At 71.0% G+C, this 26,247-nt stretch carries 17 protein-coding genes; 1 reads left to right on the top strand and 16 read right to left on the bottom strand.

Annotation, left to right across the window (positions count from 1 at the left end; translation table 11 throughout):
• Window positions 1-102: 102 nt before the first annotated feature.
• The 15 genes from Pme01_RS13600 to Pme01_RS31475 all read right to left on the bottom strand — a co-directional run bounded on the left by Pme01_RS13600 (window position 103) and on the right by Pme01_RS31475 (window position 22,651).
• A complete protein-coding gene (locus tag Pme01_RS13600; protein WP_168115752.1) occupies window positions 103-1,845 on the bottom strand; it encodes a ThuA domain-containing protein in 1,743 nt (580 codons plus the stop codon).
• 110 nt (window positions 1,846-1,955) lie between these two features.
• Window positions 1,956-4,433, bottom strand: a complete 2,478-nt coding sequence (locus Pme01_RS13595) for a carbohydrate-binding protein (protein WP_168115751.1) — start codon at window positions 4,431-4,433, stop codon at window positions 1,956-1,958.
• Window positions 4,434-4,852: 419 nt separating this feature from the next.
• On the bottom strand, window positions 4,853-6,103 hold the full coding sequence (locus Pme01_RS13590) for a Gfo/Idh/MocA family protein (RefSeq protein WP_168115750.1): 1,251 nt from the start codon (window positions 6,101-6,103) through the stop codon (window positions 4,853-4,855).
• Window positions 6,104-6,158: 55 nt separating this feature from the next.
• On the bottom strand, window positions 6,159-7,196 hold the full coding sequence (locus Pme01_RS13585; protein ID WP_168115749.1) for a substrate-binding domain-containing protein: 1,038 nt from the start codon (window positions 7,194-7,196) through the stop codon (window positions 6,159-6,161).
• 67 nt (window positions 7,197-7,263) lie between these two features.
• Complete coding sequence (locus Pme01_RS13580; RefSeq protein WP_373315488.1) at window positions 7,264-8,220, bottom strand: ABC transporter permease; 957 nt, start codon at window positions 8,218-8,220, stop codon at window positions 7,264-7,266.
• Window positions 8,221-8,402: 182 nt separating this feature from the next.
• A complete protein-coding gene (locus Pme01_RS13575) occupies window positions 8,403-9,917 on the bottom strand; it encodes a sugar ABC transporter ATP-binding protein (RefSeq protein WP_239088216.1) in 1,515 nt (504 codons plus the stop codon).
• Window positions 9,918-10,253: 336 nt separating this feature from the next.
• Window positions 10,254-10,880 (bottom strand): Rv1733c family protein, encoded by a 627-nt coding sequence (locus Pme01_RS13570; RefSeq protein ID WP_168115747.1) that lies wholly within the window; start codon window positions 10,878-10,880, stop codon window positions 10,254-10,256.
• Between the two features lie 82 nt (window positions 10,881-10,962).
• Entirely contained in the window at window positions 10,963-12,894 is a 1,932-nt protein-coding gene (locus tag Pme01_RS13565) for a glycoside hydrolase family 15 protein (RefSeq protein ID WP_239088208.1), read from the bottom strand.
• A gap of 161 nt (window positions 12,895-13,055) precedes the next feature.
• A complete protein-coding gene (locus Pme01_RS13560; RefSeq protein WP_168115745.1) occupies window positions 13,056-15,020 on the bottom strand; it encodes an APC family permease in 1,965 nt (654 codons plus the stop codon).
• Window positions 15,017-17,653: a sensor histidine kinase gene (locus Pme01_RS13555; RefSeq protein ID WP_168115744.1), complete on the bottom strand. Its 2,637-nt coding sequence runs from the start codon at window positions 17,651-17,653 to the stop codon at window positions 15,017-15,019. Before Pme01_RS13555 ends, Pme01_RS13560 begins: the two co-directional genes overlap by 4 nt.
• Before the next feature lie 9 nt (window positions 17,654-17,662).
• A complete protein-coding gene (locus tag Pme01_RS13550) occupies window positions 17,663-18,532 on the bottom strand; it encodes a potassium-transporting ATPase subunit C (RefSeq protein ID WP_168115743.1) in 870 nt (289 codons plus the stop codon).
• 2 nt (window positions 18,533-18,534) lie between these two features.
• Window positions 18,535-20,712, bottom strand: a complete 2,178-nt coding sequence (gene kdpB / locus Pme01_RS13545; protein WP_168115814.1) for a potassium-transporting ATPase subunit KdpB — start codon at window positions 20,710-20,712, stop codon at window positions 18,535-18,537.
• A 59-nt stretch (window positions 20,713-20,771) separates the two neighbouring features.
• Complete coding sequence (gene kdpA, locus Pme01_RS13540) at window positions 20,772-22,430, bottom strand: potassium-transporting ATPase subunit KdpA (RefSeq protein WP_168115742.1); 1,659 nt, start codon at window positions 22,428-22,430, stop codon at window positions 20,772-20,774.
• Entirely contained in the window at window positions 22,431-22,520 is a 90-nt protein-coding gene (gene kdpF / locus Pme01_RS13535) for a K(+)-transporting ATPase subunit F (protein ID WP_168115741.1), read from the bottom strand.
• Window positions 22,517-22,651 (bottom strand): hypothetical protein, encoded by a 135-nt coding sequence (locus tag Pme01_RS31475; RefSeq protein WP_275408524.1) that lies wholly within the window; start codon window positions 22,649-22,651, stop codon window positions 22,517-22,519. The genes kdpF and Pme01_RS31475 overlap by 4 nt, the downstream gene beginning before the upstream one ends.
• 160 nt (window positions 22,652-22,811) lie before the next feature.
• Here Pme01_RS31475 and Pme01_RS13530 point away from each other — a divergent pair, with 160 nt between their 5' ends.
• Complete coding sequence (locus tag Pme01_RS13530; protein ID WP_168115740.1) at window positions 22,812-23,525, top strand: DUF1345 domain-containing protein; 714 nt, start codon at window positions 22,812-22,814, stop codon at window positions 23,523-23,525.
• 47 nt (window positions 23,526-23,572) lie between these two features.
• Here the strand turns inward: Pme01_RS13530 and Pme01_RS13525 are convergent, their stop codons facing one another.
• Window positions 23,573-25,978, bottom strand: a complete 2,406-nt coding sequence (locus tag Pme01_RS13525; RefSeq protein ID WP_505868875.1) for a HelD family protein — start codon at window positions 25,976-25,978, stop codon at window positions 23,573-23,575.
• Between the last annotated feature and the right edge of the window lie 269 nt (window positions 25,979-26,247).

Here is a 26,247-nt window from a genome sequence, read left to right as displayed (position 1 = left end):
GGGACAGGCGTGAGGTCGGGACAGGCGTGAGGTCGGGACAGGCGTGAGGTCGGGACAGGCGTGAGGTCGGGACAGGCGTGAGGTCGGGACAGCGGCGACAACTCAGGAACCGGTACGGCCGCTGCCGCCGCCGTTGAGGGTGAAGTCGTCGACGTCGAACCCGCCGCCCGTGAAGACGAGGTAGAGACTCTGACTGCCGGAGGGCACGTCGGACAGGGTGACCGGGATGTCCCGGCAGGACTCCCAGCCGCCGGTGGCGGGTACCGTCGCCACGCCGAGGCGGGTACCGGTGGTGCCGCCGGCGCGGATCTCGATACCCGCGTCACCGGACGGGCCGGGCGAGGCGACCCGCGCGGTCAGGGAAGTGACCCCGGTCAGGTCGACGCCGTCGTAGGCCGCCCAGTCACCGGGGTCGACGAACCCGAGCACCGTGCCGTTGTGCGCCGGGGCGTGCGGGTACGTCTGCACGCCGCTCGCCGACGACCAGTTCTCGGCCTGGATCGTGGTGGGACCCGGGGTGCCGCCGCCACCGGTCTCCCTGATCCGGATGTTGCGGAACGAGACCTCGTCGGCGTCGCCATGGTTCTGGATCCCGACGTACCCGGCGCTGATGTCGCGGCCGGGGTCGGTGCTCGTGAAGTCGTTGATCTTCACGCCGTTGAGGTACACCTGGATGTTCTGCCGGGGTCCGTCGACGGTGATCTCGTAGGTGTTCCACTCCCCCGGTGGGTTGAGGTTGGCGTCCCGTACGACGAGGTCGGCCGACTGGAACCCGTAGATCGCCCCCGTCGTGCGGTCTGGGCTGTCCGTGGCGTCGATCTGGATCTCGTACCCCTTGTCGATGGCCGCGTTGACCGGGTCGGCGCTGTCCGGGATACCGACGTAGACGCCGGAGTTGTCGTCGCCGCGCAGCTTCCAGTCCAGCTTGAGCGAGTACGAGGCGACCTTCCGGGCGGAGTACCACAGCAGGCCCATACCGCCGACCGAGGTCAGGGTGGCGTCGGAGTTGCTGAAGCTGCCGGGGCCGGACTGGGTCCAGCCGGCGGTGGAGCCGTTGTACAGGGCGGTGTAGCCGTTCTCCGGCCGGCAGTCGGCGTGGGCCTTTCCCGCGGCGTACCGGACGCCGCCGAGCAGGTGCTGGCGGAAGGCCGGCTCGGAGTACGAGGCGATGGTGTGTCCGCCGCCGGTGTAGAACGCGCGGCCGTTGCCCTCGGGGTGGCACCAGGCGGTCGGGTGGTCGCCCATGTCTCCCCCGGAGTACGTCGACTCGTCGAGGTTGGCCAGCACGTGGAGGTCGGGTCGCGGGTTGGTCCGGTAGTTGTACCACTCGTCGTTGCGCTGCCAGGTCGGCTCGAGGTGCGCGGTCGCCGGGTGGGCGCGGTCGGACACCCGTACCGTCGCGTCCTGGATGGCCGGGTGGCTGCGGAACCAGGCACCGACGAGTTCGCCGTAGAACGGCCAGTCGTACTCGGTGTCGGCGGCGGAGTGGACGCCCACCCAGCCGCCGCCGCCCTTCACGTAGCTCTCCAGGGCGGTCTGCTGCGGGTCGGTCAGGACGTCGCCGGTGGTGTTGAGGAAGACGACGGCCTGGTACCGGGACAGGTTGTCGCCGGTGAAGACCGCGCTGTCCTCGGTGGCGTCGACGGTGAAGTTGCCGGCGGCGCCCAGCTCCCTCAGCGCCTGGATGCCGGCGGGGATGGAGTCGTGGCGGAACCCGGCCGTCTTGGAGAAGACGAGCACGTTGTACGCGCCGTCGGTGGCTGTCGCACAGGGCGCGAGCGTGAAGATGGTCAGCACCGCGGCGGCCGTCGCCGCGAGGAGTCGCCAGCGAGGAAGACGGTTCACGACTGTTCCCTCCCGAAGAGTCTATGCGGTAGGGGCCCCGCGGTAGGGCCCTGCGGTAGGGCCCCGCGGTAGGGGCGGCGGCAGGGTGCGCCGCCGCCCGCGGAGACGGGTCAGGGCAGGGTGTACGTCCGGGCCGACGTGCCGGTACCGGTACCGAAGGTGAAGTCGTCGAGGTCGAACAGCGCACCGGCGCCGCCGGTGAAGACCAGGTACAGCTTGGTCGTGCCGGACGGCTGGCCGGACAGGTCGGTGGACACGTCCTGGAACGTCTCCCACCCGCCGGTCACCGGCACGGCCACCGAGCCGAGCAGCGTGCCGGTGGCTGAGCCGGACCGTACCTCGATGGTGCCGCCGGCGCCCGCCGACGAGACCCGCGCGGTGAACCGGACGGCGTCGGCCAGCGCGTACGGGTCGAACTCGATCCAGTCCCCGTTGTCGATGTAGCCGACCGTCCTGGCGCCGTTCGCGCCCGCGTGGTCGACCACCTGGACCCCGGAGGAGGTGGTGAAGTGCTCGGCCTGGCGGTGCCGGGGCTGCAGGATCCGCCGGTCGTGGGTGGTCAGGCCGCCCTTGTCGGTGTACTCGGCGTCGAGGACGCCGAAGACGTTGGCATCGGCCGCGTGCTCGCCGTCGACCAGCGTCTGGATCGTGCCCGAGCAGCCCAACGCCTCGGTCTGCGGGTGGCCGTGGCTGTCGTGGCCGAGGATGTACGTGACGGTGACGGCGGTGCAGTCGATCGTGCCGTCCTCGGGGTCGGAGACGGCCACCCGATAGGAGACCGCGTCACCGAAACTGAACAACTGGCCGTCGTGTGGCGGGTCGAGCGTGACCGTCGGGGCGGTGTTGCCCACGGTCACGACCACGTCCGCCGTCGCCGTGTTGCCGTGCCCGTCGTCCACGGTGACGGTCGCGGTGTACTGCCCGTCGGTGGTGTAGGTGTGGCTGGCGCCGGCTCCGGTCGCGGTACCCCCGTCGCCGAAGACCCAGGAGTAGCTGAGCGGGTCGCCGTCGGGATCGCTGGCCGTGGACGTGAAGTTCACCGTCAGCGGGGTGGGGCCGGACGTACGGTCCGCGCCGGCCGAGACCGTCGGGGCACGGTTGGCCCCGCCGATGTAGTCGATGCGGTACAGCGCGGAGTTCTGGTCGCCGCCGAAGTACCCGGTGCCGTAGTCGAGCACGTACAGACTGCCCTCCGGGCCGAACGCCAGGTCCATGACCTGCTTGCCGGCGAACGGGAAGTCCCCGATCGCGCCGGCGGAGCCGTCGCCCGCGACCGTGGCCTCCTTGATCCAGCCACGGCCGAACTCGCCGAGGAAGACGTGCCCGTCCAGCGACTGCGGGAACTTGGTGGTCGACGGGTTGTCCGCGTCGTAGTGGTAGACCGGGCCGCCCATCGGCGACTCCGAGCCGCCCGGGCCCATCTCGGGCCGCGAGCCCGCGTCGCCGTACTTGATCCACGACGGCTTGGCGGCCGGCAGGTCCGACACCCCGGTGTTGTGGCGGGAGGTGTTGCGCGGACCGTTCGCGCAGTCGTACTTCGCGCCCGAGGTGCCGGTGGCGAAGTCGTAGTGGTTGTAGCTCTCGGCGGTGGTGTTGGAGCCGGTGCAGTACGGCCAACCGTAGAAGCCGGGGCCGGTGACCCGGTCGAACTCGACCTGGCCGCCGGGGCCGCGGTTGGCGTCGGTGCTGCCGGCGTCGGGGCCGTAGTCGCCCAGGTACACGATGCCGGTCGGCTTGTCGACCGCCATCCGGAACGGGTTACGGAAGCCCATCGCGTAGATCTCGGGGCGGGTGCCGGGCGTACCGGGGGTGAACAGGTTGCCGGCCGGGATCGCGTACGACCCGTCGTCGTTGACCTTGATCCGTAGGATCTTGCCGCGGAGGTCGTTCGAGTTGGCCGAGGTGCGCTGCGCGTCGTAGGCCGGGTTGCGGTCGGCCCGCTCGTCCAGCGGCGAGTACCCGTCGGAGGCGAACGGGTTGCTGTCGTCGCCGGTGGTCAGGTACAGGTTCCCGGCCCTGTCGAAGTCGAGGTCGCCGCCGACGTGGCAGCAGATGCCGCGACTGGTGCCCACCCGCAGGATCTGTTGTTCGCTGGTCTGGTCGAGGGTGTTGTCGCTTCTCAGCTTGAACCGCGACAACTGGTTGTACCCGTCGAACGGCGCGAAGTCGGCCGCCGTGCCGGTGTTCGGGGCGTCACCGGCCGGGGTGGACAGCGGCGGCGCGTAGAACAGGTACAGCCAGCGGTTGGCGGCGAAGTCCGGGTCGACCTGGACGCCCTGCAGGCCCTCCTCATCGTGGCTGTAGACGTCGAGCTTGCCGGCCGACTTCGTGTTGCCGGCCGCGTCGGTGTACCAGACTCTGCCGTCCCGCGAGGTGTGCACGACGGACCGGTCGGGCAGCACCGCGAGCGACATCGGCTCTCCGACCTCGGCGACCCCCTTCGCGAGGGTCACCTGCTGGAAGTCGGCAGGGTCGACGGCCGCCCGGGCGGGCGACGCGGACGCGCCGAGCACCACGGTGGCGGTGCTGGCGATGCTGAGGGCGGCCGCAACGGGCAGCCCGCCCCATCGGGGCGCAAAGGCGGACATGGGTGGCTGTACCCCTTCCTGACTACCGTACGAGTGAGCCAGGCAGGGCGCGCGCCGCCGCGCCGGCCGGTGGGGTGGGGCGCCGCCGAGCACCCGTACCACACCGTCTGCCGTCATACCTTTAGATATATCGATTTCTACGGTCGCATGGTGCCCCTTTCCACCTGGTGCGGACATCCGCACCGGCCGCTGGTCGATCGGCCCGTCGATCGGGGCCGTCGATCGGGGCCGTCGATCGGCCCGTCGATCGGCCCGTCGATCGGCCCGTGGCCGGTCCGGTACGGGCCGTTTCCGCCGGCCGTACCGGACCTGCCACCCGGCGTACCCCCGTGCCAGGTCACGCCGGTTCTTCCCGATCCCCTGCCGACCGCGGGGCGCAACCGCGGCCGACCCTCGCCACGGGACCGGGGAGCCTGTCGTCACACCCGCGGGTAGGCGGGCACCTCCTGAATCGACGTCCACCCGGCGCCGGCGGCGCTGCACGACACCGCGTCCAGGACCAGTTGGACCCGCAACGCGTCCTCGAACGACGGCCGCGGGTCGGTACCCGTGGCGATCGCCTCGATGAAGTCACGCACCTCGTGGGTGAACGAGTGCTCGTACCCGATGATGTGGCCGGGCGGCCACCACGCCGCCATGTACGGGTGGTCGGGCTCCGTCACCAGGATCCGGGTGAAGCCCTGCTCGGCGCCCGGCCGGGTGGCGTCGTGGAACTCGAGTTCGTTGAGGCGTTCGAGGTCGAAGGCGACCGTACCGAGCGAGCCGTTGATCTCCACACGGAGCGCGTTCCTGCGCCCGGTGGCGAACCGCGTCGCCTCGTACGTGGCGACCGCGCCGCCGTCCAGGCGCGCGAGGAACAGCGCCGCGTCGTCGACGGTCACCGGACCGGTGGCCGCGTCGCCCGAGCCGGCCCCTGCCAACTCGGCCGATGCAGCCAGGCCGCTGGACGCCGCCGGACCGGTGGCCGACGGCAATGGTCGCTCCTTGACGAAGGTCTCGGTCAGGCCGCAGACCTCCGTGATGAGCTGGCCCGTGACGTACTGGGTGAGGTCGATGATGTGCGCGCCGATGTCGCCGAGCGCGCCGGAGCCGGCCTTGTCCCGCTGCAGCCGCCACACCAGCGGGAACTGCGGGTCGACGATCCAGTCCTGGAGGTACGCCGCGCGTACGTGCCGGATCTCGCCGAGTCTCCCGTCGGCCACCAGCTGGCGCATGAGCACGACCGCCGGCACCCGGCGGTAGTTGTACCCGCACATGGCCCGTACCCCGTGCGCCCGCGCCGCCTGCGCGGCGTCGACCATCGCGCGGGCCTCCTCCACCGTGTTGGCGAGGGGCTTCTCGCACAGCACATGCTTGCCGGCGGCGAGCGCGGCGATGGCGATCTCCGCGTGGCTGTCGCCCGGCGTGCAGATGTCCACGACGTCGATGTCGTCACGGGCGACCAGCGCGCGCCAGTCGGTCACCGACTCCTCCCAGCCGAGGCGGTCGGCGGCCGCGGCCACAGCGGCGGCGTCCCGGCCGCAGACGGCCACCATCCTGGCGGCGGCCGGCAGGTCGAACACCCGGTTCACGGTGCGCCACGCCTGCGAGTGCGCGGCGCCCATGAACGCGTACCCGACCATGCCGATCCGTAGCTGGCGGCCGGCCCGCACCTGCCTACCGTCTGGCATCGACTCTCCCCCTACCGTCCACTACGGCTCAGTCCCCACTACGGCCCAATGTCCACTACGACTTGAAGCCCAGCGGCCTGTACCTGTCCACGTTGGACCTGGTCACCGTCTCCGACTGAAGAACGATCAACTTCGGAACCTGCAGCTCGACCAGATCATCCAGCCCCTTGCCCTGTACCGCGAGCCGGGCCAGTGAGATCGCCGACGAGGCCATGGTGGGCGGGTACGTGACCGTCGCCTCCAGCGGCGTGTCCCCCGCGGCGATGTGGTCCATCGCGTCCAGCGAACCGGCGCCGCCGACCATGAAGAATTCCTTGCGGCCGGCCTGCTTGATCGCGGCGAGCACACCGACGCCCTGGTCGTCGTCGTGGTTCCAGATCGCGTCGATCTTCGACGCTGCCTGCAGCAGGTTGGCGGTCACGGCCTGCCCGCCGGGTACGGTGAAGTCCGCCGCGACCCGGTTGCTGACCCGCAGGCCATAGGTCGCCAGCGTGTCGGCGAAGCCCTTGGACCGGTCCTTGGTGAGCTGGAGCGTGTCGATGCCGGCGACCTCGGCGATCACCGCGTCGCCGCGGCCCTTGAGCTTCCTGCCGATGTAGTGGCCGGCGGAGACGCCCATGCCGTAGTTGTCCCCCTTGATCAGCGCGAACGACGCGGCGGGGTCGGAGAACTCGCGGTCCAGGTTGATCACGACGATGCCGGCCTCCATCGCCTTCCGGGCGACCGCGGTGAGCTGCGCGCCGTCGTTGGGAAGCAGCACGATGGCGTCCGGCTTCTGCTGGATCAGCGACTCGATCGCCGCGATCTGGGCCGGCGCGTCCTTGCCCGCGTCGACCGGTAGCAGCTTGACGTCGCTGTACTTGGCGGCCTGGGCCTTGGCGTTGGCGGTGATGGCGCCGATCCAGCCGTGGTCGGCGGCCGGGGCGGAGAAGCCGATGGTGACGTTCTTGCCGGGCGCCGCGTTCTTACCCTCAGACACCTTGGTCTGGCCGCCGTCGTTCTTCGTCTCGTTCGAGGTGCATCCGGCCAGCAGGACGCCGGCACCGAGGGCGGATCCGCCGAGTAAGAGCCCGCGACGGGAAACATCTGACATGACGCGCTCCTGAAATGGCTTGAGACGGTACGGGGGGGGTAACGCGCCGGGGCTCGGCGCGGTCGGGTCAGGTCGACAGCTTCGGCCGCCTCCGGAGGTCGGCCAGCCGGAACTGCTGGATGAGGACGGCGCCGACGATGATGGCGCCGTTGACGATGCGCTGGGTCTCGGTGGGCAGGTTGTTGACCGTGAACAGGTTGGCGATCTGGCTGAAGATGAGCACCCCGACCAGCGAACCGACGATCGTGCCCCGCCCACCGGCGAGCGCCGTGCCACCGATGATCGCGGCGGCGATAGCGTTGAGCTCGTACAGGTCGCCGTTGGTGTTCGACCCCGACGTGGTCTGCGCGACCACCACCAGGGCGGCGATGCCGCAGCACAGGCCGGACAGGGCGTAGAGCAGGACGGTGTGCCGGCGGGTGTTGATGCCGGCCAGCCGGGCGGCCTCGGCGTTGCCGCCGACGGCGACCGTACGGCGGCCGAACGTGGTGCGGTTGAGCAGCACCCAGCCGAGCGCGACGACGACGGCGAAGACCAGCACGATGTACGGGACGCCGAGGATCTTCTCGCTGGCCAGGTCGTTGATGAGCGACACGTGGTTGATCTGGGTACGCGATCCGGAGATCTTCTGCGCCAGGCCCCGGGCGGCGACCATCATCGCGAGGGTGGCGATGAACGGCACGAGCCGCCCGTACGAGATGAGCAGCCCGTTGACGAAGCCGGCACCGGCACCGACGGCGAGGGCCGAGAAGATCACGCCGCCGACGCCGTAGCTCTGGGTCGCCACCGTCGTGCACCACACGCTCGCCAGGGCCAGCAGCGCGCCGACGGACAGGTCGATGCCGCCGCCGATCATCACGAACGTCATGCCGACCGTGACGATCCCGATGGCGGACGCCAGCGTCAGTACCGTCAGCTCGTTCTGCCAGAGCTTCGAGGTGTCGCCGAAGATGTCCGGCCGGGTGACCGCGCCGACCACGAGCAGCGCGACCAGGACGGCGACCAGCCCCAGGGTCCGCTTCACCGGCTCCCCGGCGACCCACCGCAGGCCGGGAGCCGGCGAACCCGGTCGACCGGACGGCACGGCCTCGTTCGTCGTGGGCCCGTTCGTCGTCGGCCCGTTCGTCGTCGGCCCGTTCGTCGTCGGCCCGTTCGTCGTGGGCCCGTTCGTCGTCGGCTCGTTCGTCGTGGGCCCCGTACCCGCGGTCAAACCCGGTCCCCCTCGAGTAGTGACCCCGCCATGACGAGGTCGAGCACGCTGTCTTCGTCGAGCTCCTCGGCGCTGGCCTGGTGCACCAGCCGGCCCTCGCGCATGACCAGCACCCGGTCGGACAGGCCGAGGACCTCCGGTACCTCGCTGGAGACCAGCAGGATGCCGACGCCGTCGTCGGCGAGCCGGCGGATCATCTGGTACAGCTCGGCTCGGGCGCCGACGTCGACCCCGCGGGTCGGCTCGTCCAGGAGCAGCAGCGAGACGTCACCGAGCAGCCACCGCCCGACCACGACCTTCTGCTGGTTGCCGCCCGAAAGCGTGCCCACCGCCCGGTCGACGTCGCGCGGCCGGAGCTGCAGTCCGTCGGCTACCGCGGCGGCGGCCGCCCGCTCCCGGGCCGAGCGGGTGAACCCGGCCGCCGCGAAGCGCCGGAAGGTGGCGAGGGTGATGTTGCGGTACACCGGCTCGCCGAGCAGCAGCGCCTGCGACTTTCGCTCCTCCGGCGCCATGCCCAGCCCGGCCCGTACCGCGGCCGCGACGTCCCCGGGCCGCAGCGGCCGGCCGTTGGACAGTACGCGGCCCGCGTCGGGGCGGCGGGCGCCGTAGATCGTCTCCAGCAGCTCCGAACGCCCGGAGCCGACCAGCCCGGCGATCCCGACGATCTCTCCGGAGTGGATGGTCAGGGACACGTCCTCGAACTCGCCCCGGCGGGTGATCCGGTCCACCAGCAGCAGCGGCTCGCCCCGCCGGGTGGGCTCTGGTGGTCGGGGCGGAAAGACGTACTCGATCGTGCGGCCGGTCATCCGGCTGACCAGGTCCCGCGTCGGGGTGCTGCGGGCGTCGAGGTTGACCGCCGAGGTCCGGCCGTCCTTGAGTACGGTCACCCGGTCGCCGATCTCGCGGACCTCCTCGAGCCGGTGCGAGATGTAGATGACCGCGATGCCCTGCGCCGTCAGGTCGCGTACCACCCGGAACAGGTTGCTGACCTCGTCCTGGGCGAGCACGGCACTCGGCTCGTCCATGATCAGAAGCTTGGCGTCCCGGGACAGCGCCCGGCCCATGCTGACGATCTGCTTGGCGGCCGCCGGCAGCCTGCCGACCTCCGCGCCGACCGGGATCTCGGGGTGCCCGAGCCGGGTGAGGATCTCCCCGGCGCCGCGGCGCATCTCGCCCCGGCGGACGAAACCGGCCCGGTGCGGCTCCTGCCCGATATAGATGTTCTCCGCCACCGACAGGTCGTCGACCAGATCCAACTCCTGGTAGATCGTGGCGATGCCGGCCTTCATCGCCGCCTGCGGGTTGGCGAGGTGCACGTGCCGGCCCTGCCAGACGATGTCACCGTCGTCGGGCCGGTACACGCCCGACAACACCTTGATCAAAGTGGACTTGCCGGCGCCGTTCTGCCCCAGCAGGCAGTGCACCTCACCGGCCCGTACCTCCAGCCGGACCCCGTCGAGGGCCCGTACGCCCGGGAAGGTCTTGACCACGCCGGCGAGCCGCAGCACCACATCGTCACCTGCGGGACGGTCGTCCGCGGGACGGTCGCCACCTGCGGGACGGTCGTCCGCGAGGGGGTCGTCCGCGAGCCCGTCGTTCGACGTCACCATGGCCTCCGCGTCCAGCCGCGTCACGCCCGGGACATCGGTTCGCGTCACTCTCCGGGCTGTGGCGGAGACTCTAGGGCGGTTGCGCCGCTGACGTCTATAGGTTTTGCGTCCCCAATCAAAACTCTTGTCGTGGCATACAAAAGTGTCGGCACGATCCGGCCGTTCGGGATCATCTGAGCGTTCGGGACGGCAGGTCGCTCACCGGAAAGACGGCAGGTCCCCCGGGCTCGGGACGGCTCAGGACCTACCGGTCCAGCGCGGCTCGAACTGCCACCACGCCGCCTCCCACTGGGCCATCCGGCGCGCGTCGAACACCCGGCGTATCAGGAACCAGACGGCCCCCGCCAGGCCCGCCACGAAGGCGCCCGCGAGGACCGCGGCCGCGGCCGCGTTGATTTCGGTCTGGACCCGCTGCTGCGGCGGGTCGGACAGGTCACCGTGGGCATCCGTCCACACCGTCACCCACTCGCCGGCCCGGGCGCGCTCGTCGACCAGCACCGAGCCGCGGTGCCGGGTACCGTCCGCGCTGGTCCAGTGCGCCGGGGTCCGTACCCCGGTGGTCGCCGTGCCCGCCCGGGTGGGCGCCGGGCCGCGGGCCGCGGGCGGCAGATCGGGGATGGCGTCCGTGCCGGCATCGGCCAGCAGTACCGCCCGCGACTGGTACCGGTGCGCCCGCTCGACCTGCTCGGTGTGTACGCCGGCGGCGTACGCCGTCCGCCCGGTGAACCAGACGGTGGCCGGCAGGAGGAACAGGGAGACCACCATGATCACGACCGTGATCCACGCTTCGACCCGGTCGATCGTCCGGCGCAACGGATTGCGGTCCAGACCGATGCGCCGCAAAGTTCGGCCTGCCAGCGACATGACGATCTCCAGGGGTATGTCGCGTCTGTTCCCACACGCTACCCACGTTCGCCGCACTGATACCCGCTGGTCAGGGGAACAGTCAGGGGAACAGCCCGCCGCCTTCGCGCTGCTCCACGTCGATCACGTGGAAGACGGCGTTGATCAGGGCCAGGTGGGTGAACGCCTGCGGGAAGTTGCCCAGATGCCGGCCGCTGCGCGGATCGATCTCCTCGGCGTACAGGCCGAGCGGGCCGGCGAACGACAGCAGCTTCTGGCACAGCCGCCGGGCCCGCAGGTGCTCGCCGATCAGCGTGAACGCCGAGACCAGCCAGAACGAGCAGATCGCGAACGTACCCTCCTCGCCCACCCCTTGCAGGCCCTCGTCGGTCTTCTCCGGCCAGTAGCGCAGCACCATCTCGTCCACGGTCAACTCGTCGGCGACGGCGAAGACGGTGTTCCGTACCCGCGGGTCGTCCGGCGGCAGGAACCCCATCAGCGGGATCAGCAGCACCGAGGCGTCCAGGGCGTCGGTGTCGTAGTGCGCGGTGAACACGCCCCGCTCGTCGACGGCGTGCTCGCACACGTCGGCGTGGATCTCGTCGGCGATCTTCCGCCACCGCTCGGCGAGCGCGTGGTCCTCCCGGATCCGGGCCAGCCGCACCCCACGGTCGACCGCCACCCAGCACATCACCTTGGACGAGGTGAAGTGCTTGGGCTCGCCGCGTACCTCCCAGATGCCGCGGTCGGGCTCCTGCCAGTGCGCGATCGCATTCTCGACCTGGCGCTTGAGAATCCGCCAGATCCGCTCGTCGAGGCGGTCCCGTGACCTGGTGTGCAGGTACACGGCGTCGAGGACGGCGCCCCACACGTCGTTCTGCCGGTGGTGGTACGCGTCGTTGCCGACCCGTACCGGTCTCGCCCCCTCGTACCCGTGCAGGTGGTCCAGCACCTCCTCGACGAGATCCCGTTCGCCGCCGACCCCGTACATGATCTGCAGGTCCTGGTCGCGCTCGGCGACGTCGGCGATGAAGTAGAAGAAGTCGTTGGCCTCCCAGTCGAAATCGAGGGTGTACAGACCCCACAGGGCGAAGGTGGCGTCGCGGACCCAGCTGTACCGGTAGTCCCAGTTGCGCTCGCCGCCGGGGGTCTCGGGCAGCGAGGTGGTCGCCGCGGCGGCCAGGGCACCGGTCGGGGCGAACGTGAGCCCCTTGAGCGTCAGCGCGCTGCGCTCGAGATAGCTGCGGAAGCGGTGGTCGGGGAAGCGGCCGCGGGCCAGCCAGTGCTGCCAGTGGTGCGCCGTCCAGGTCAGCCGCCGGGAGGCCTCCTCGAAGGTGTACGGCGGCGGGTGCTCGGTCCAGGTCAACGCGCAGAACCGGGTCTCGCCCTCCTTGAGCAGGGTACGGGCGGTGGCCCGGGCTGCCTCGAAGCCGATCCGCATGTCGGTGGTCAGGCACAGTTCCAGATCGCACCCGTCGGAGCGGGCGATCCCCTCGTGGTAGCCCCGGTCCGTGTACGACCAGCGCACCTGCCGGCGGCCGTAGTCGAACACGGGTTCGCAGTCGAGCGTCACCTGCACCTCGCCGGAGACGCACCGGACGGTCCGCAGCAGGACGTGGTCGGCGTCGTAGTCGGTGGGCGCCCGCCGATGCGTGTGCGACAACTCGTGCTCGTGGTGCCACGGCCCGATGAGCAGCACGTCCCGCACGATGACCCAGCCGGTGGGCGTGCCCCAACTGGTCTCGAGCACCATCGTGCCCGGCAGGTAGCGGCGGTCGGCCGGTACCAGGACGTCCGCCGGGCCCAACCGGAACCCGCCGGCGTCCCGGTCCAGGATCGCGGCGAACACGCTGGGCGAGTCCATCCGCGGCAGGCACAGCCACTCGACGTTGCCGCTCGGCGCGACGAGCGCCGTCGTCTCGCAGTCGGACAGGAATCCGTAGTCCTCGATGGGCGGGAACGGCGACTGCAACCCCGCCTCCCGCCGAATGAAGGGTCGATGCTCGGCCAGCGCTTCCACGGTGGTATCTGACACGGGCTTCCCCCCGCCGACCGGCATGGCTTCCGCTTGGATTCAGGACAACTCAGATGTCTGGGCGGTTCAGATGTCTGGGCGGCTCAGATATCTGGGAATCTCACCAAATTCAGCGATCCAAAACCTGGACGCGTACACCGATGGCCGCCGGACTGTGTCGGCTAACCGACGTGGACCATCGGCCGGCGGCGGGTGTTGTGCTCGGCCTCGCGCAGCACCTCCCGGGTGATCGGGGCGATCTCGCCCTCCCCGAACAGCAGGTAGCGCAGCAGGGACACCACCGGGTTGCTTTCGGTCCAGCTGAAGTAGACGTGCGGCTTCTTGCCGGTCAGGTCCCGGATGCACAGCAGCAGGGCCGCAATCGCGTTCGAGATGGACGGGCCCTCGACCTTGAGGATCCGGAACCCGTGCCGCTCCTCCCCCCGTACCCGCAGGGGCGTCTCGAAGTCCGAGGGGTCGGTGACGGTGACCTCCACGAAGAGCACCGGGTCGCTGTCCGGGATGTGGTTGCCAAGGCGCTGCTCCTCCTCCTTCTCCCGGTACTCGCGCTCGTCCCGGGCATCGGGTTCGTTGGCGATGATGTGGATGGTCCCGGACGCCGCGGCATCCTCGATGAACTGTCGGGCCAGGTCGTCCATCTCGATCCCGGTGGCGCGAAGCTCGGTCGCCCGCAGGATCCTCGACAGCACCGAGAAGGTGACGATGCCGGCGATGAACAGCGATGCGATCTTCACGCCGTCGGGGCGTTCGATGATGTTGGCGATTGTGGTGTACACGAAGATCAGGGTGATCACGGAGAACGCGACGGTCAGCCGGCGGTGGCCGCGCCGGCGGGCGGACAGCGTGACCGCGACCGCCGCCGACGTGATCAGCACCAGGACACCCGTCGCGTAGGCGCCGCCCTGCGCGTTGACGTCGGCCCGGAACGCGAACGTCACCAGGAACGCGATGGCCGTCAGCACCAGTACCAGTGGCCGGACCGCGCGGGTCCAGGCCGGCGCCATACCGTAGCGGGGCAGGTACCGGGGGATCAGGTTGAGCAGCCCGGCCATCGCCGAGGCGCCGGCGAACCAGAGGATCAGCACGGTGCTCACGTCGTACACCGTGCCGAAGACGTTGCCCAGGTGCTCGTGCGCCAGGTAAGCCAGGGCCCGACCGTACGCCCGGCCACCGGGATTGAACTCGCGCGGCGGGATGAGCACGGTCGTCACGAAGCTGCTGGCGATCAGGAAACAGCTCATGATCACGGCGGCCGTGGTCAGCAGCCGGTGCGCGCCCCTGATCCGGGCCCGGAGGTCGCCGGGGGTACGGGTACGGATGAGCGGCATCACGGCGACGCCGGTCTCGAAGCCGGACAGGCCCAGGGCGAGCTTCGGGAAGACCAGCAGCGCCACCGCGGCCATGGCGAGCGGGCTGGGGTACTCGTGAACCAGCAGGCTCCGCCAGGTCACCGCCAGATGCGGGTGGGTGAGGATGTCCTGCAACGCGAAGACGACCACGATGAGGTTGAGCGTCAGGTAGACCCCGACCAGGACGACCGCGATGCCGATGGCCTCCTTGAAGCCCCGCAGGAAGACCGCGCCCAGCATCGCGAGCAGCAGCAGCGTCACGCCCATCTGGTGACCGCGCAGCACGTTCGGAACGTACGGGTTCTCCAGCACGTGCGCGGTCGCGTCCGCCGCTGACAGGGTCATCGTGATGACGAAGTCGGTCGCGGCGAAGCCCAGCAGCACCAGGACGAACAGCTTGCCGGTCCATCGCGGCAGCACCCGTTCGAGCATGGCGATCGAGCCCTGGCCGTGCGGGCTCTCGCGGGCCACCTGCCGGTACACCGGCAACGCCCCCAACAGCGTCAGCGCCACCAGGAGGAGCGTCGCGACCGGCGCCAGCGCACCCGCCGCGAGGGCGGCGATGCCGGGCTGGTACCCGAGCGTGGAGAAGTAGTCCAGTCCCGTCAGGCACATCACCTGCCACCAGGGCCGCTGCTGCGACGACTCCGGCCGCGAGTGCGGCCCCTCGACCGGCGACCTGCCCTCGTTGAGGTCGTCGAGCAGCCAGCCGCGCAGACCTGCGCGGTGTTCCGTCGGCTCGGCCTCGACAACGGTCGGAGCCGGTACGTCGCTCACGGCCGGTCACCCAGCTCGTGGCGCGACCAGGTGTCCAGCCGTTCGAGGATGGCCGGGTTGGCCTGCTGAACCTCCAAGTCCGGCGGCGGCTCGGCCCCGCCGACCAGGTCCGCCACCGGCAGGCTCAGCGTCATCGTCAACCCTCCGCCGGGCGTGGTGGCGGGGGTCAGGTCACCACCCATCACCTCCGCGAGGCCGCGGGACAGCGCGAGCCCGAGACCGACCCGGTTTCCGTTGTCGCCGTTGCCCAGTCGCTGGAACGGCCGGAACACCCGCTCCCGGTCGGCGACCGGGATGCCCGGGCCACGGTCGATCACCCGTACCTCGACCCGGCCACCGTGCTCGCTGACGGTGATGACGGGCGGTCGCCCGGTGGGGCTGAACCGCACCGCGTTCGCGACGAGGTTCGCGAGGATCCGCTCCAGCAGGGTCGAGTCGGCGTACACCTCAGGCACGTCCTCGGGGACGTTGATCCGGATGCCCTGCCCCACCTCCCCCAGGTCTTCGACGGCCCGGGGCAGTGCCTCGGCCGCGCTGATCAACTGCGGATGCAGGCCCAGCGCCCCGGCCTGCAGCCGGCTCATGTCGATCAGGTTGTCCACCAGCCGCCCCAGCCGTTCCAGGCACTCGTCGGCGGCGCCGAGCAGGCGGGTCCGGTAGGCGTCGTCGAGCGCCCCGTCCCCACCACGCAGCTCGGCGATGGCCGTCCGCGCCGACGACAGCGGGGTACGCAGGTCGTGGCTGACCGCATTGAGCAGGTACCTGCGCACCCGGTCCGCCTCTTCCAGCGGCCGGACGGCGGCGGCCTGCTCGGCCAGCCGTTGCTGGCGCAGCGCGAGCGCGGCCTGTGCCGCGAACGCCTCCACGACCCGTCGGTCCCCGGCGTCGAGCGCCCGCCCGCGCAGCACCAGCGACAGGTGCCCGTCGATCGGCACATCGCTGTCGCAGTCGTCGGGAATGGTGCACGGCGGATCGCCGACGGTCGCGACGACCCTCCACGCGGTGGGGTCGTGCCGCTGCTCCGGGGCCGGCGGCGCGTCCGGCTTCAGCTCCAGCAGCGTGACGCTGGCCAGGGAGAAGGTATCCCGGACCTGCTGCAGGAGTTCCCACAGCGGGCGTTCGCCGTGCAGCACCCTGCCCGCCACCGTGGACAGGGTCTCGGCCTCGGCGCGGGCGTGGGACGCCTCCCCGCCGCGGCGGGCGGCGACGTGGACGACGGTGCTGACGGTGACCGCGACCAGAAGGAAGGCCAGCAGCGCGAACACATTGTCCCGCCCCGCGACGGCGAAGTGGTGCACCGGTGGCATGGAGTACCAGTCGAGCAGCGCGAAGCTCACCGCGGTCGCCAGCAGCGCCGGGAGGAGGCCGCCTACCAGCGCGATGGCGAGAACGGCGAGCAGGAACGCGAGCAGGTAGTCGGCCGGCGACAGGTCGGCCCGCAGCCGGGCCATCCCGGCGGCCAGCAGCGGCGGCCCCAGTACCGCCAGGGCCGCGCCGCCGAGCAGGCGGTCGGCGGTCAGGCCGCCGGTGATCCGTACCGGGGGGCGGCGGCGCCTGGCCTCCTCGTGGGTGACCAGGTGGACGTCGATGTGGCCGGACTCCGCGGTGGTGGTGACCCCGACGCCCGGCGAGAGGATCTGCGCGAACCGGCCGCGGCGGCTGGCGCCCAGGACGAGCTGGGTGGCGTTGACACCTTCGGCGAACTCCAGCAGGGCGTTGGGGATGTCGTGGCCGATCACCTGGTGGTATGTGCCGCCGAACTCCTCGACGAGGTCCCGCTGGCGCTCCAGGTGCGCCGGGTCGTCACCGGCCAGCCCGTCGCCGCGGGCCACGTGTACCGCCATCAGGTCCGCGCCCTTGGTACGCGCCGCGATGCGCCCGGCCCGCCGGATCAGCGTGTCGCCCTCCGGCCCGCCGGTGAGCGCGACGACAACGCGTTCCCGGGTCTCCCAGGTGGTGCCGATGTGGTGGTCGGTCCGGTACCGGTCGAGCTGGTCGTCGACCTTGTCGACCACCCACAGCAGGGCCAGTTCGCGCAGGGCGGTGAGGTTGCCGACCCGGAAGTAGTTGCCGAGCGCCGCGTCGATCCCCTCCGGCCTGTAGACGTTGCCGTGGGCCATCCGGCGCCGCAGCGCCTCCGGGGTCATGTCGACCAGCTCGATCTGCTCGGCGCGGCGCACCACCTCGTCGGGGATCGTCTCGCGCTGCACGACGCCGGTGATCTGCTCGACGACGTCGTTGAGCGACTCCAGGTGCTGGATGTTCAGCGTGGTGACCACCGTGATGCCGGCCTCGAGCAGCTGCTCGACGTCCTGCCAGCGCTTGGCGTTGCCGCCACCGGGCACGTTGGTGTGGGCCAGCTCGTCGATCAGGGCGACCTGCGGGCGGCGGGCGAGCACAGCGTCGAGGTCCATCTCGGTGAAGGTGCCCCCGCGGTACGTGACCTTCTTGCGCGGTACGACCTCGAGCCCGTCGATGAGCTCCTCGATGATCCGCCTGCCGTGGCTCTCGACGAGACCCACGACCACGTCGGTGCCCCGGCCGGACCGGCGCGCGCCCTCCTCCAGCATCTTGTACGTCTTGCCGACGCCGGGGGCGGCGCCGAGGTAGACGCGAAGCTGTCCGCGGGCCATTACGTCCCCCTAACCGCGGTACGGATACGTCCGGTCGAGGTCCAGGTTGAGGTCGAGGACGTTGACGGCCGGCTCTCCCAGGAAGCCGAGGACCCGCCCGGCGGTGTGCCGGTCGACGAGTTCGGCCACCTTGTCAACGGTAGTCCCGCGTACCCGGGCCACCCGGTTCACCTGGAGCTTCGCGTACGCGGGGCTGATGTGCGGGTCGAGGCCGCTGCCGCTGGAGGTGACCGCGTCGGCGGGTACGACCGGGGTGGCGGGCGCGTCGCCGCGGATCGGGGTGACCACACCGTGCGCGTAGTCCTCGGCGGTCCTCGCGCACTCGACCGGCACGCCCCGGTACGCCGCGACGAACGGCACCGCAGGACAGCCCTGGTTGAGGCTGACCACGCGGGTGACCGGTCCGGTGACGCCGTCGCGGTGGAACACCGCGAGGACCGCGCCGACGCCGTCGCGGGTGCAGTACGGCCGCCGCCCGTCGACGCCTTCCAGCACCGCGACGGCCCTGCTGCGCGCGCAGACCTGGGTCAGCAGGCTGGGCCGGTCGGGACCGCGGTCGACGACGCTGTTCGGGCCGAGGTTGGACCCGCCGCTGGCGGCCGGGTCGTAGCCGTTGCCCGGGCCGGCGGCCGACGGTCGGGACTGGAAGTACCGGGCGAGCGGCCGGCCGTCGGCGCCGGTGAACGACTGGCCGATGAGCGCGCTGCCCACCCTGCGGCCGCCGGCCGTGACCGGCGACCCGTCGGCGTGGTGGGACAGCCCGGGTGCCCGGGCGACGGCGGTGACCGCGAGCGGGTAGGCGATGCCGAGCAGCGCGGTGAGCACGAGCAGCGCCCGCAGCGCGGCCAGGTGCGCCGACAGCCAGTGCGGAAGTCGCATCGTCAGATCCCCGGGATGAGCTGGATGATCAGGTCGATGAGTTTGATGCCGATGAACGGCGCGACGATGCCGCCGAGGCCGTAGACGAGCAGGTTGCGCCGCAGCAGCGCGGCCGCGCTGCTCGGCGTGTAGCGCACCCCCCGCAACGCCAGCGGGATCAACGCCACGATGATCAGCGCGTTGAAGATGACCGCGGACAGGATCGCCGAGGTCGGGCTGTGCAGCCGCATGATGTCGAGCGCCGCCAGGCCCGGGTACACGGCCACGAACATCGCCGGGATGATCGCGAAGTACTTGGCGATGTCGTTGGCGATCGAGAACGTCGTCAACGCCCCCCGGGTGATCAGCAACTGTTTGCCGATCTCGACGATCTCGATCAGCTTGGTGGGGTCGGAGTCGAGGTCGACCATGTTGCCGGCCTCCTTGGCCGCCGACGTACCGGTGTTCATGGCCACCCCGACGTCGGCCTGGGCGAGGGCGGGGGCGTCGTTGGTGCCGTCGCCGGTCATCGCGACCAGCTTGCCGCCCTCCTGCTCTCTCTTGATCAGCGCCATCTTGTCCTCGGGCTTGGCCTCGGCCAGGAAGTCGTCCACCCCGGCCTCCGCGGCGATCGCCCGCGCGGTCAGCGGATTGTCGCCAGTGATCATCACGGTGCGGATCCCCATCCGCCGCATCGCGTCGAACCGCTCCCGCATCCCGGTCTTGACCACGTCCTTGAGGTCGATGACGCCCAGAGCCCGCGCCGGTCGGTCCTGCCGCGCCTCGGCCACCACCAGCGGCGTACCGCCGCTGGCGCTGATCCCGTCGACCACCGTGGCCACGTGGTCGCTGGTGTGCCCGCCGTTGTCGCGTACCCACTTCAACACCGCGCCCGCAGCGCCCTTGCGGATCCGGCGAACCTGTCCATCCTCGTCGAGGTCCACACCCGACATCCGCGTGGCCGCGCGGAACGGTACCCAGGTCGCGCAGTGGATCTGCCGTTCGCGCAGCCCGTAGCGCTGCTTGGCGTACACCACGATCGAACGCCCCTCCGGGGTCTGGTCGGCGAGGCTGGACAGTTGGGCGGCGTCGGCGAGCACCTTCTCGTCCACGTCGTCCACGGGTGTGAACTCGTTGGCCTGCCGGTTGCCCAGGGTGACGGTGCCGGTCTTGTCCAGCAGCAGCGTGTTCACGTCCCCTGCCGCTTCCACAGCACGACCACTCGTGGCGAGGACGTTGCGCTGTATCAGCCGGTCCATGCCGGCGATGCCGATCGCCGACAGCAGCGCCCCGATCGTGGTGGGGATCAGGCATACCAGCAGTGACACCAGCACGATGCCGCTGACGCCGTGCCGGGTCAACGCCTCGGTGTCGGACGCGAACGCCTGGACGCTCTTGGAGTAGATCGCCAGCGGCTGGAGCGTCGCGACCGCAAGCAGGAAGATGATGCTCAGCGCGGCGAGCAGGATGTTCAGCGCGATCTCGTTCGGGGTCTTCTGCCGGTTGGCACCCTCGACCAGAGCGATCATCCGGTCGATGAAACTCTCCCCCGGCTTCTGCGTGATCCGCACGACGATGCGATCACTCAGGACCTTCGTGCCGCCGGTCACCGCCGACCGGTCCCCACCGGACTCCCGGATCACCGGCGCCGACTCGCCGGTGATCGCCGACTCGTCGACGCTGGCGATGCCCTCGACCACGTCCCCGTCACCGGGGATGACATCACCGGCCTCGACCACCACGATGTCGCCGGGGCGCAGCAGTTGCGCCGGTACGGCCTCCTCGTCGCCACGCCCGTCGCCGTTCCGCCCGTCACCGCTCCCCCCGTCGCCCGGCCTCCAGCCGCGCAGCCGCCGGGCGACCGTGGCGCGGTTGGCCCGGCGCAGCGTCTCCGCCTGCGCCTTGCCCCGCCCCTCGGCGACCGCCTCGGCCAGGTTGGCGAACACCACCGTCAGCCACAGCCAGCCGGTGGTCAACCACGCGAACACGGTCGGGTGGAGCATCGCCAGCACGGTGGTGAACACCGACCCGATCTCGACGATGAACATGACCGGCTTGCGCCGCAGCGTCGCCGGGTTGAGCTTGCGCAGCGCGTCCGGCAGGGATCTGATCAGTTGCCTAGGGTCGAGCAGTCCGCCGCGTACCCGGTCCGGACCGCGCGGGGGCGGCAGTTGGGCCACCGGTGGCACCTTCGGCGCCATGGTCGACATCTCGGCTGTACTCCCGGTTGTCATGCGCCCTCGTGTCACTGGCCCTCGTGTCACAGGCCCTCGGCGAGGGGACCGAGCGCGAGGGCGGGCAGATAGGTCAGCGCCACCAGTACCAGGACGACGCCGACGACCATGCCGACGAACAGGGGTTGATGGGTCTTGAGCGTGCCGGCTGACGGCGGTACCGGCTGTTGCGCCGCGAGCGAGCCGGCCAGGCCGAGCACGAGGAGGATCGGCAGCAGGCGGCCGACCAGCATCACGGCACCGAGGGTGGTGTTGTACCAGGAGGTGTCGGCGGTCAGGCCGGCGAACGCCGAGCCGTTGTTGTTGGCCGCCGAGGTGTACGCGTAGAGCACTTCCGACAGCCCGTGCGGCCCGGAGTTGAGCATCGACGCCCGCGCCCACGTCGACGCCATCGCGGCGCCGGTACCGACCAGCACCAGCGCCGGGGTGGTCAGGAAGTACAGCGAGGCGAGCTTGACCTCGCGGGCGCCGATCTTCTTGCCCAGGTACTCCGGGGTCCGCCCCACCATCAGCCCGGCCACGAAGACCGTGATCACGGCGAGAACCAGGATGCCGTACAGGCCCGACCCGGTCCCGCCTGGCGCGACCTCGCCCAGCATCATGTTCGCCAGCGGAATCGCGCCGCCCAGAGCGGTGTACGAGTCGTGCACCGAGTCCACCGCGCCGGTCGACGTCAACGTGGTGGCTGCCGCGAACGTCGCCGACTGCGGAACGCCGAAGCGCACCTCCACCCCCTCGGCCGCCGCGCCCACCGCCTGCGGCACGGTCCCGCGGTGGGCCACCTGGAAGGCGTTGACCGCGACGACGCTGCCGATCGCGAGGATCGCCATGATGACCGCGATCGCGAGGCCCTGCCGGTTGTCACCCACCATCCGACCGAACGCCCGCGGCAGCGAGAACGCGACGACCATCAGCAGGAAGACCTGGAGCCAGTTGGTCCAGGCGGTCGGGTTCTCGAACGGATGGGCGCTGTTGGCGTTGTAGAAGCCGCCGCCGTTCGTACCGAACTCCTTGATGACCTCCTGGCTCGCCACCGGGCCGCCGGGGACGTGCTGCGTCGCGCCGGCGAGGGTGTGCGCGTCTCGGCCGGCCGACAGGTTCTGCACCGCGCCGGCGGCGACGAACAGCAGCGCGCCGATCACCGCGACCGGGAGCAGCACCCGCAGGCAGACGCGTACCAGGTCGACCCAGAAGTTGCCCACCAGGGTCGTGCGGCTTCGGGCGAAGCCGCGCACCAGCGCCGCCGCGACCGCGATGCCGACCGCCGCCGAGGCGAAGTTCTGCACCGTCAGGCCGGCCATCTGCACCAGGTGTCCCATCGTCGACTCAGCCGCGTACGACTGCCAGTCGGTGTTGGTGGTGAAGCTGACCGCCGTGTTCCAGGCCTGGTCGGGCCGGACCGGCGGCCGCCCGAGCGACAGCCACAGGTGGTTCTGCAGCCGCAGGAAGACGTACAGGAACAGCACCGACACCGCCGAGAAGGCCAGCACTGCGCGCGCGTACCCGCTCCAGGTCTGCTCGCCGTCGGGGTTGACGCCGACCACCCGGTAGACGCCGCGCTCCACCCGCGAGTGCCGGGCTCCGGTGAGGACCCGGTACAGGTAGTCGCCCACCGGCGCGTAGGCCGCGGCGAGCGCGACCATCAGGGAGGCGATGAACAGCACGCCCGCGCTCGTCGGGCTCATCTAGAACCGCTCCGGAAACAGCAGAGCCAGCACGAGGTACCCCACCAGCGCGACCGCGAGCACCAGACCGACGATGTTCTCCGGGGTCACAGCCGCTCCAACGCCCGTACCACGACGGCCAGGCCGGCGAACACGACCACGGTCAGCAACACGAACACCACGTCAGTCACCGCACCGCTCCTCCCCGGGGCGCCATGGGCGCTCCATGCGGCACAACTCACCGCACCGGTTGACGGGAAACCCGAAGACGCGCGTTTCTACCCGGCAGCGGCTCCGCGTCACGCGTTTCGCCGGCCACGATGCTGGGGCACGTGCATGATGGCTGTGCGGATCATGTGCCAGCGGATCTCATGTAACGGATCTCATGTATGGGAGGCTCCGATGCGCCGCCGACGCGACGAGAACGCCCGTCACGGCGTATCCGCACGACGGCGCGTCGCAACCTCGGGAGCGCTCGGGCTCGGCGCGGGCCTCGTGTCGATCGCCGTCCTGCCGTGGCAACTGGCTCCGCTGGTCGCCTGGGACGTCGCCGCGGTGACCTTCGTGTGCTGGGTCTGGGCCACCATCTGGAGGCTCGACGCGCGCGAGACCGCCCGCCACGCCGGGCGCGAAGACCCCACCCGCGCCGCCGCCGATGTACTGCTGCTGGCCGCCGCCATCGCCAGCCTCATCGCGATCGGCTACGTCATCGTGGCTGCCGGCCCGGGCGGGGGCCTGCGGGAGGGCCTACAGGTGGGCTTCGGCGTCGGGAGCGTGCTGCTGTCCTGGTCGGTGATCCACACGGTGTTCGCGCTCCGGTACGCCAGGATGTACTACGTCGACTCCGACGGCGGGGTCGACTCCGCCGTCGGGGTCGACTCCGACGGCGGGGTCGACCCCGACGGCGGAGTCGACTTCCACGAGGAGGCCGCGCCGCGCTACTCCGACTTCGCCTACCTGGCCTTCACCATCGGCATGACCTTCCAGGTCTCCGACACGGAACTGAACACCTCCGTTTTCCGCGCGACGGTACTCAAGCACGCCCTACTGTCGTACCTGTTCGGCACCGTCATCATGGCGTTGACGATCAACCTGGTGGCCGGACTGAGTAGATGAGGCTCAGCCGCCAACCGGCAGTCGGAGATCCGGGCTCAGACGCCGGCTCAGACTCCGGCCGGTGACGCCGACTTTTCGACGGCCACCGGCCGCAAGCCCTCCAGCCCCACCGGCAGCGGCTCCGTGTGCAGCACGCCGAGGCGCTGCGTCGCCCGGGTGAGCGCCACGTACAGGTCGCTGAGGCCGCGGGGCGACTCGGCCAGGATCCGGGCCGGCTCGACCACGACGACGGAGTCGAACTCCAGCCCCTTGGCCTGACGCACGGTCAGGACGACCACCCGGCTGGACAGGTCGGGCTGCTCCCCGACCGCCGCCTCGGGCACGGCCTTGGTCACGGCGGCGCCCAGCTCCTCCTCCTGACCGGCGGCGACGATCACCCCGATCCTGCCGTCGTCGACCTCGGCGACCTCGCGCAGGACGACGTCCACCAGCCCCTCGGCGAGGTGCTCCGGCTCCACCCGCGCGGCCCACGGCTCGACGCCGGTCGACCGTACCGAACGGGGCGGCCGCAGGGCCGGGTCGATCGCGGCCAGCAGCCCGCCGCCGACCGCCATGATCTCGGCCGGGGTGCGGTAGTTGACGGTCAGCTCCTCCAGGCGCCAGCGGTGGTCCACGTACGGCTCCAGCACCTGGGCCCAGGACGACGTGCCGGCCAGGTCGCCGGTCTGTGCCACGTCCCCGACGACCGTCATGGAGCGGCTCGGGCACCGGCGCATCAGCAGCCGCCAGGCCATCGGTGACAGCTCCTGCGCCTCGTCCACGACGATGTGCCCGAAGGCCCAGGTACGGTCGGCGGCGGCCCGCTCGGCCGGGGTCAGCCTCGCCTCCTCCCCGTGCCGCTCGGCGAGCCGCTCGGCCTCCAGCAGGTCGGTCGCGGCGAGGATCTCCGACTCGGCCTCGTCCTCGAACTCGTAGGAAGCCGAGCCGGACATGATCTCCAGGGCACCCTCGGCGTACGCGATCCGCTCCCGGCGCCGCTTCTCAGCGAGCGCGTCGACCGGCTTGTCGTGCGCGCCGAGCAGCTCGGCCGCCTCGTCGAGCAGCGGTACGTCGGCCGGGGTCCACCCGCCGCCCGGCTCGCGCAGCAGCAGGGCCCGCTCGGCGTCGGACAGGTCCGGCGCGGCGGTGGCGAGCCGGTCGGCCGAGGCGTACAGGTCGCTGAGCAGGTCCTGCGGGGTGAGGATCGGCCACATCCAGTCGAGCGCCGCCTTGACCTCGGGCTCCTCGCGCAGCTCCCGGCGGATCTCGGCGAGGTCGGCCTCCTCCAGGATCTGCGGGTCGCCCGGTGCGTCGTCGTCGCCCAGCGGGTCGTCGGCGTACGGGTCGGTGCCGATCTTCTCGGCCAGTTGGAGGGAGAGCGCGTGGATGACCTCGGTGTCGAAGATCGGCCGGGCCAGGTTGTGCAGCTTGCCGGTCCTCCGCGCCGCCGCCCGGGCGTCCTCGCAGATCGCCCGGTCCAGCCGCAGCATGTCCTGGTCGATGGTGAGGTCGATGTACTTCTCGGGCACCTGCTGCCGGTCGCGGATCGCGGCGGCCAGCACGTCGGTCATCTCCAGGCGACCCTTGATCGCGGCGGCCTCGGGCGGCTCCGGGCGCCGGGCGGTGATGCCCGGGTACAGGTCACCGACGGTGCCGAGCAGCACGCCGGTCTCGGCCAGCGACGGCAGCACCTGGGAGATGTAGCGCAGGAAGGTCTCGTTCGGCCCGACGACCAGCACCACCCGCGTGGACAGCTGCTGCCGGTACGTGTAGAGCAGGTACGCGACCCGGTGCAGCGCGACGGCGGTCTTGCCGGTACCGGGGCCGCCCTGCACGACGAGGGCCCCGCCGAGGTCGTCGCGGATGACCCGGTCCTGCTCGGCCTGGATGGTCTCGACGATGTCGCGCATCCTGCCCGTACGACCGGCGTCCAGCGCGGCGAGCAACGCCGCCTCCCCGGTCACGTCCTCGTGAGCGGAGCGCCGGGTGGCGGTCAGGTCGAGCACCTCGTCGTCAAGGCCGACAACCTTGCGGTACCGGGTACGGATGTGCCGGCGGCGGGTGACGCCCTCCGGGGACGCCGCGGTGGCCAGGTAGAACGGGCGGGCCGCGGGCGCCCGCCAATCCAGCAGCAGCGGCTCGTAGTCCCCGCTGTCGTCGAAGATCCCGATCCGGCCGATGTAGTGGCGCTCACCCCCGGAGAAGTCCAGCCGGCCGAAGCACAGGCCGTTCTCCACCGCGCTGAGCTGAGCCAACTGGTCGGTGTACAGGGTGATCGCGGTCTCGCGCTCCGCCCGCGCCTGCGGGGTGCCGCCGGTAGCCCGTAGCGACGCGTCGCGCCGGCGCGACGCCTGCTCACGCAGGTCGTCGAGGCGGCCGTACAGCATCGACACGTGCTCCTGCTCCCGGCCGCACTCGTCGGTCGAGCCGCCGTTGGAGGCGGCTCGGCTGCCGTCGGGGACGGCTTCGGTCAGCGTGCCGTCGGAGACGGTGCCGGCTCGATCGCTGTCGGAGACGGTCTCGGCTAGCTGGCCGTCGGAGACGCCGAAGCTTGACAAACTGACTCCCTGTCCGCTAATCTTTGAGTTCGAACGGCTGCGAAGTCGTTCTTTTTTTGTGCCCGAACCACTAAAGATAGCGTGTCTTCACGCGCGCGGGTCGCTCCATTGTCGCGCGCCGGCCACCCCGCGGGTCCGCCGGAAAAACGACTCAACCGGAAAGTCGACGGGTCAGACGCCGAACC

Source organism: Planosporangium mesophilum (assembly GCF_016863255.1).
Lineage (GTDB): Bacteria > Actinomycetota > Actinomycetes > Mycobacteriales > Micromonosporaceae > Planosporangium > Planosporangium mesophilum.
This window is presented reverse-complemented; position numbering and strand designations above follow the sequence as displayed.

Excerpts from the sequence above, each read along its gene's own strand:
- Pme01_RS13595 (WP_168115751.1), bottom strand. The coding sequence starts at position 4,433 with ATGTCCGCCTTTGCGCCCCGATGGGGCGGGCTGCCCGTTGCGGCCGCC.
- Pme01_RS13590 (WP_168115750.1), bottom strand. The coding sequence starts at position 6,103 with ATGCCAGACGGTAGGCAGGTGCGGGCCGGCCGCCAGCTACGGATCGGC.
- Pme01_RS13585 (WP_168115749.1), bottom strand. The coding sequence starts at position 7,196 with ATGTCAGATGTTTCCCGTCGCGGGCTCTTACTCGGCGGATCCGCCCTC.
- Pme01_RS13570 (WP_168115747.1), bottom strand. The coding sequence starts at position 10,880 with ATGTCGCTGGCAGGCCGAACTTTGCGGCGCATCGGTCTGGACCGCAAT.
- Pme01_RS13555 (WP_168115744.1), bottom strand. The coding sequence starts at position 17,653 with ATGGCCCGCGGACAGCTTCGCGTCTACCTCGGCGCCGCCCCCGGCGTC.
- Pme01_RS13550 (WP_168115743.1), bottom strand. The coding sequence starts at position 18,532 with ATGCGACTTCCGCACTGGCTGTCGGCGCACCTGGCCGCGCTGCGGGCG.
- kdpB (WP_168115814.1), bottom strand. The coding sequence starts at position 20,712 with ATGGCGCCGAAGGTGCCACCGGTGGCCCAACTGCCGCCCCCGCGCGGT.
- kdpA (WP_168115742.1), bottom strand. The coding sequence starts at position 22,430 with ATGAGCCCGACGAGCGCGGGCGTGCTGTTCATCGCCTCCCTGATGGTC.
- Pme01_RS13530 (WP_168115740.1), top strand. The coding sequence starts at position 22,812 with ATGCGCCGCCGACGCGACGAGAACGCCCGTCACGGCGTATCCGCACGA.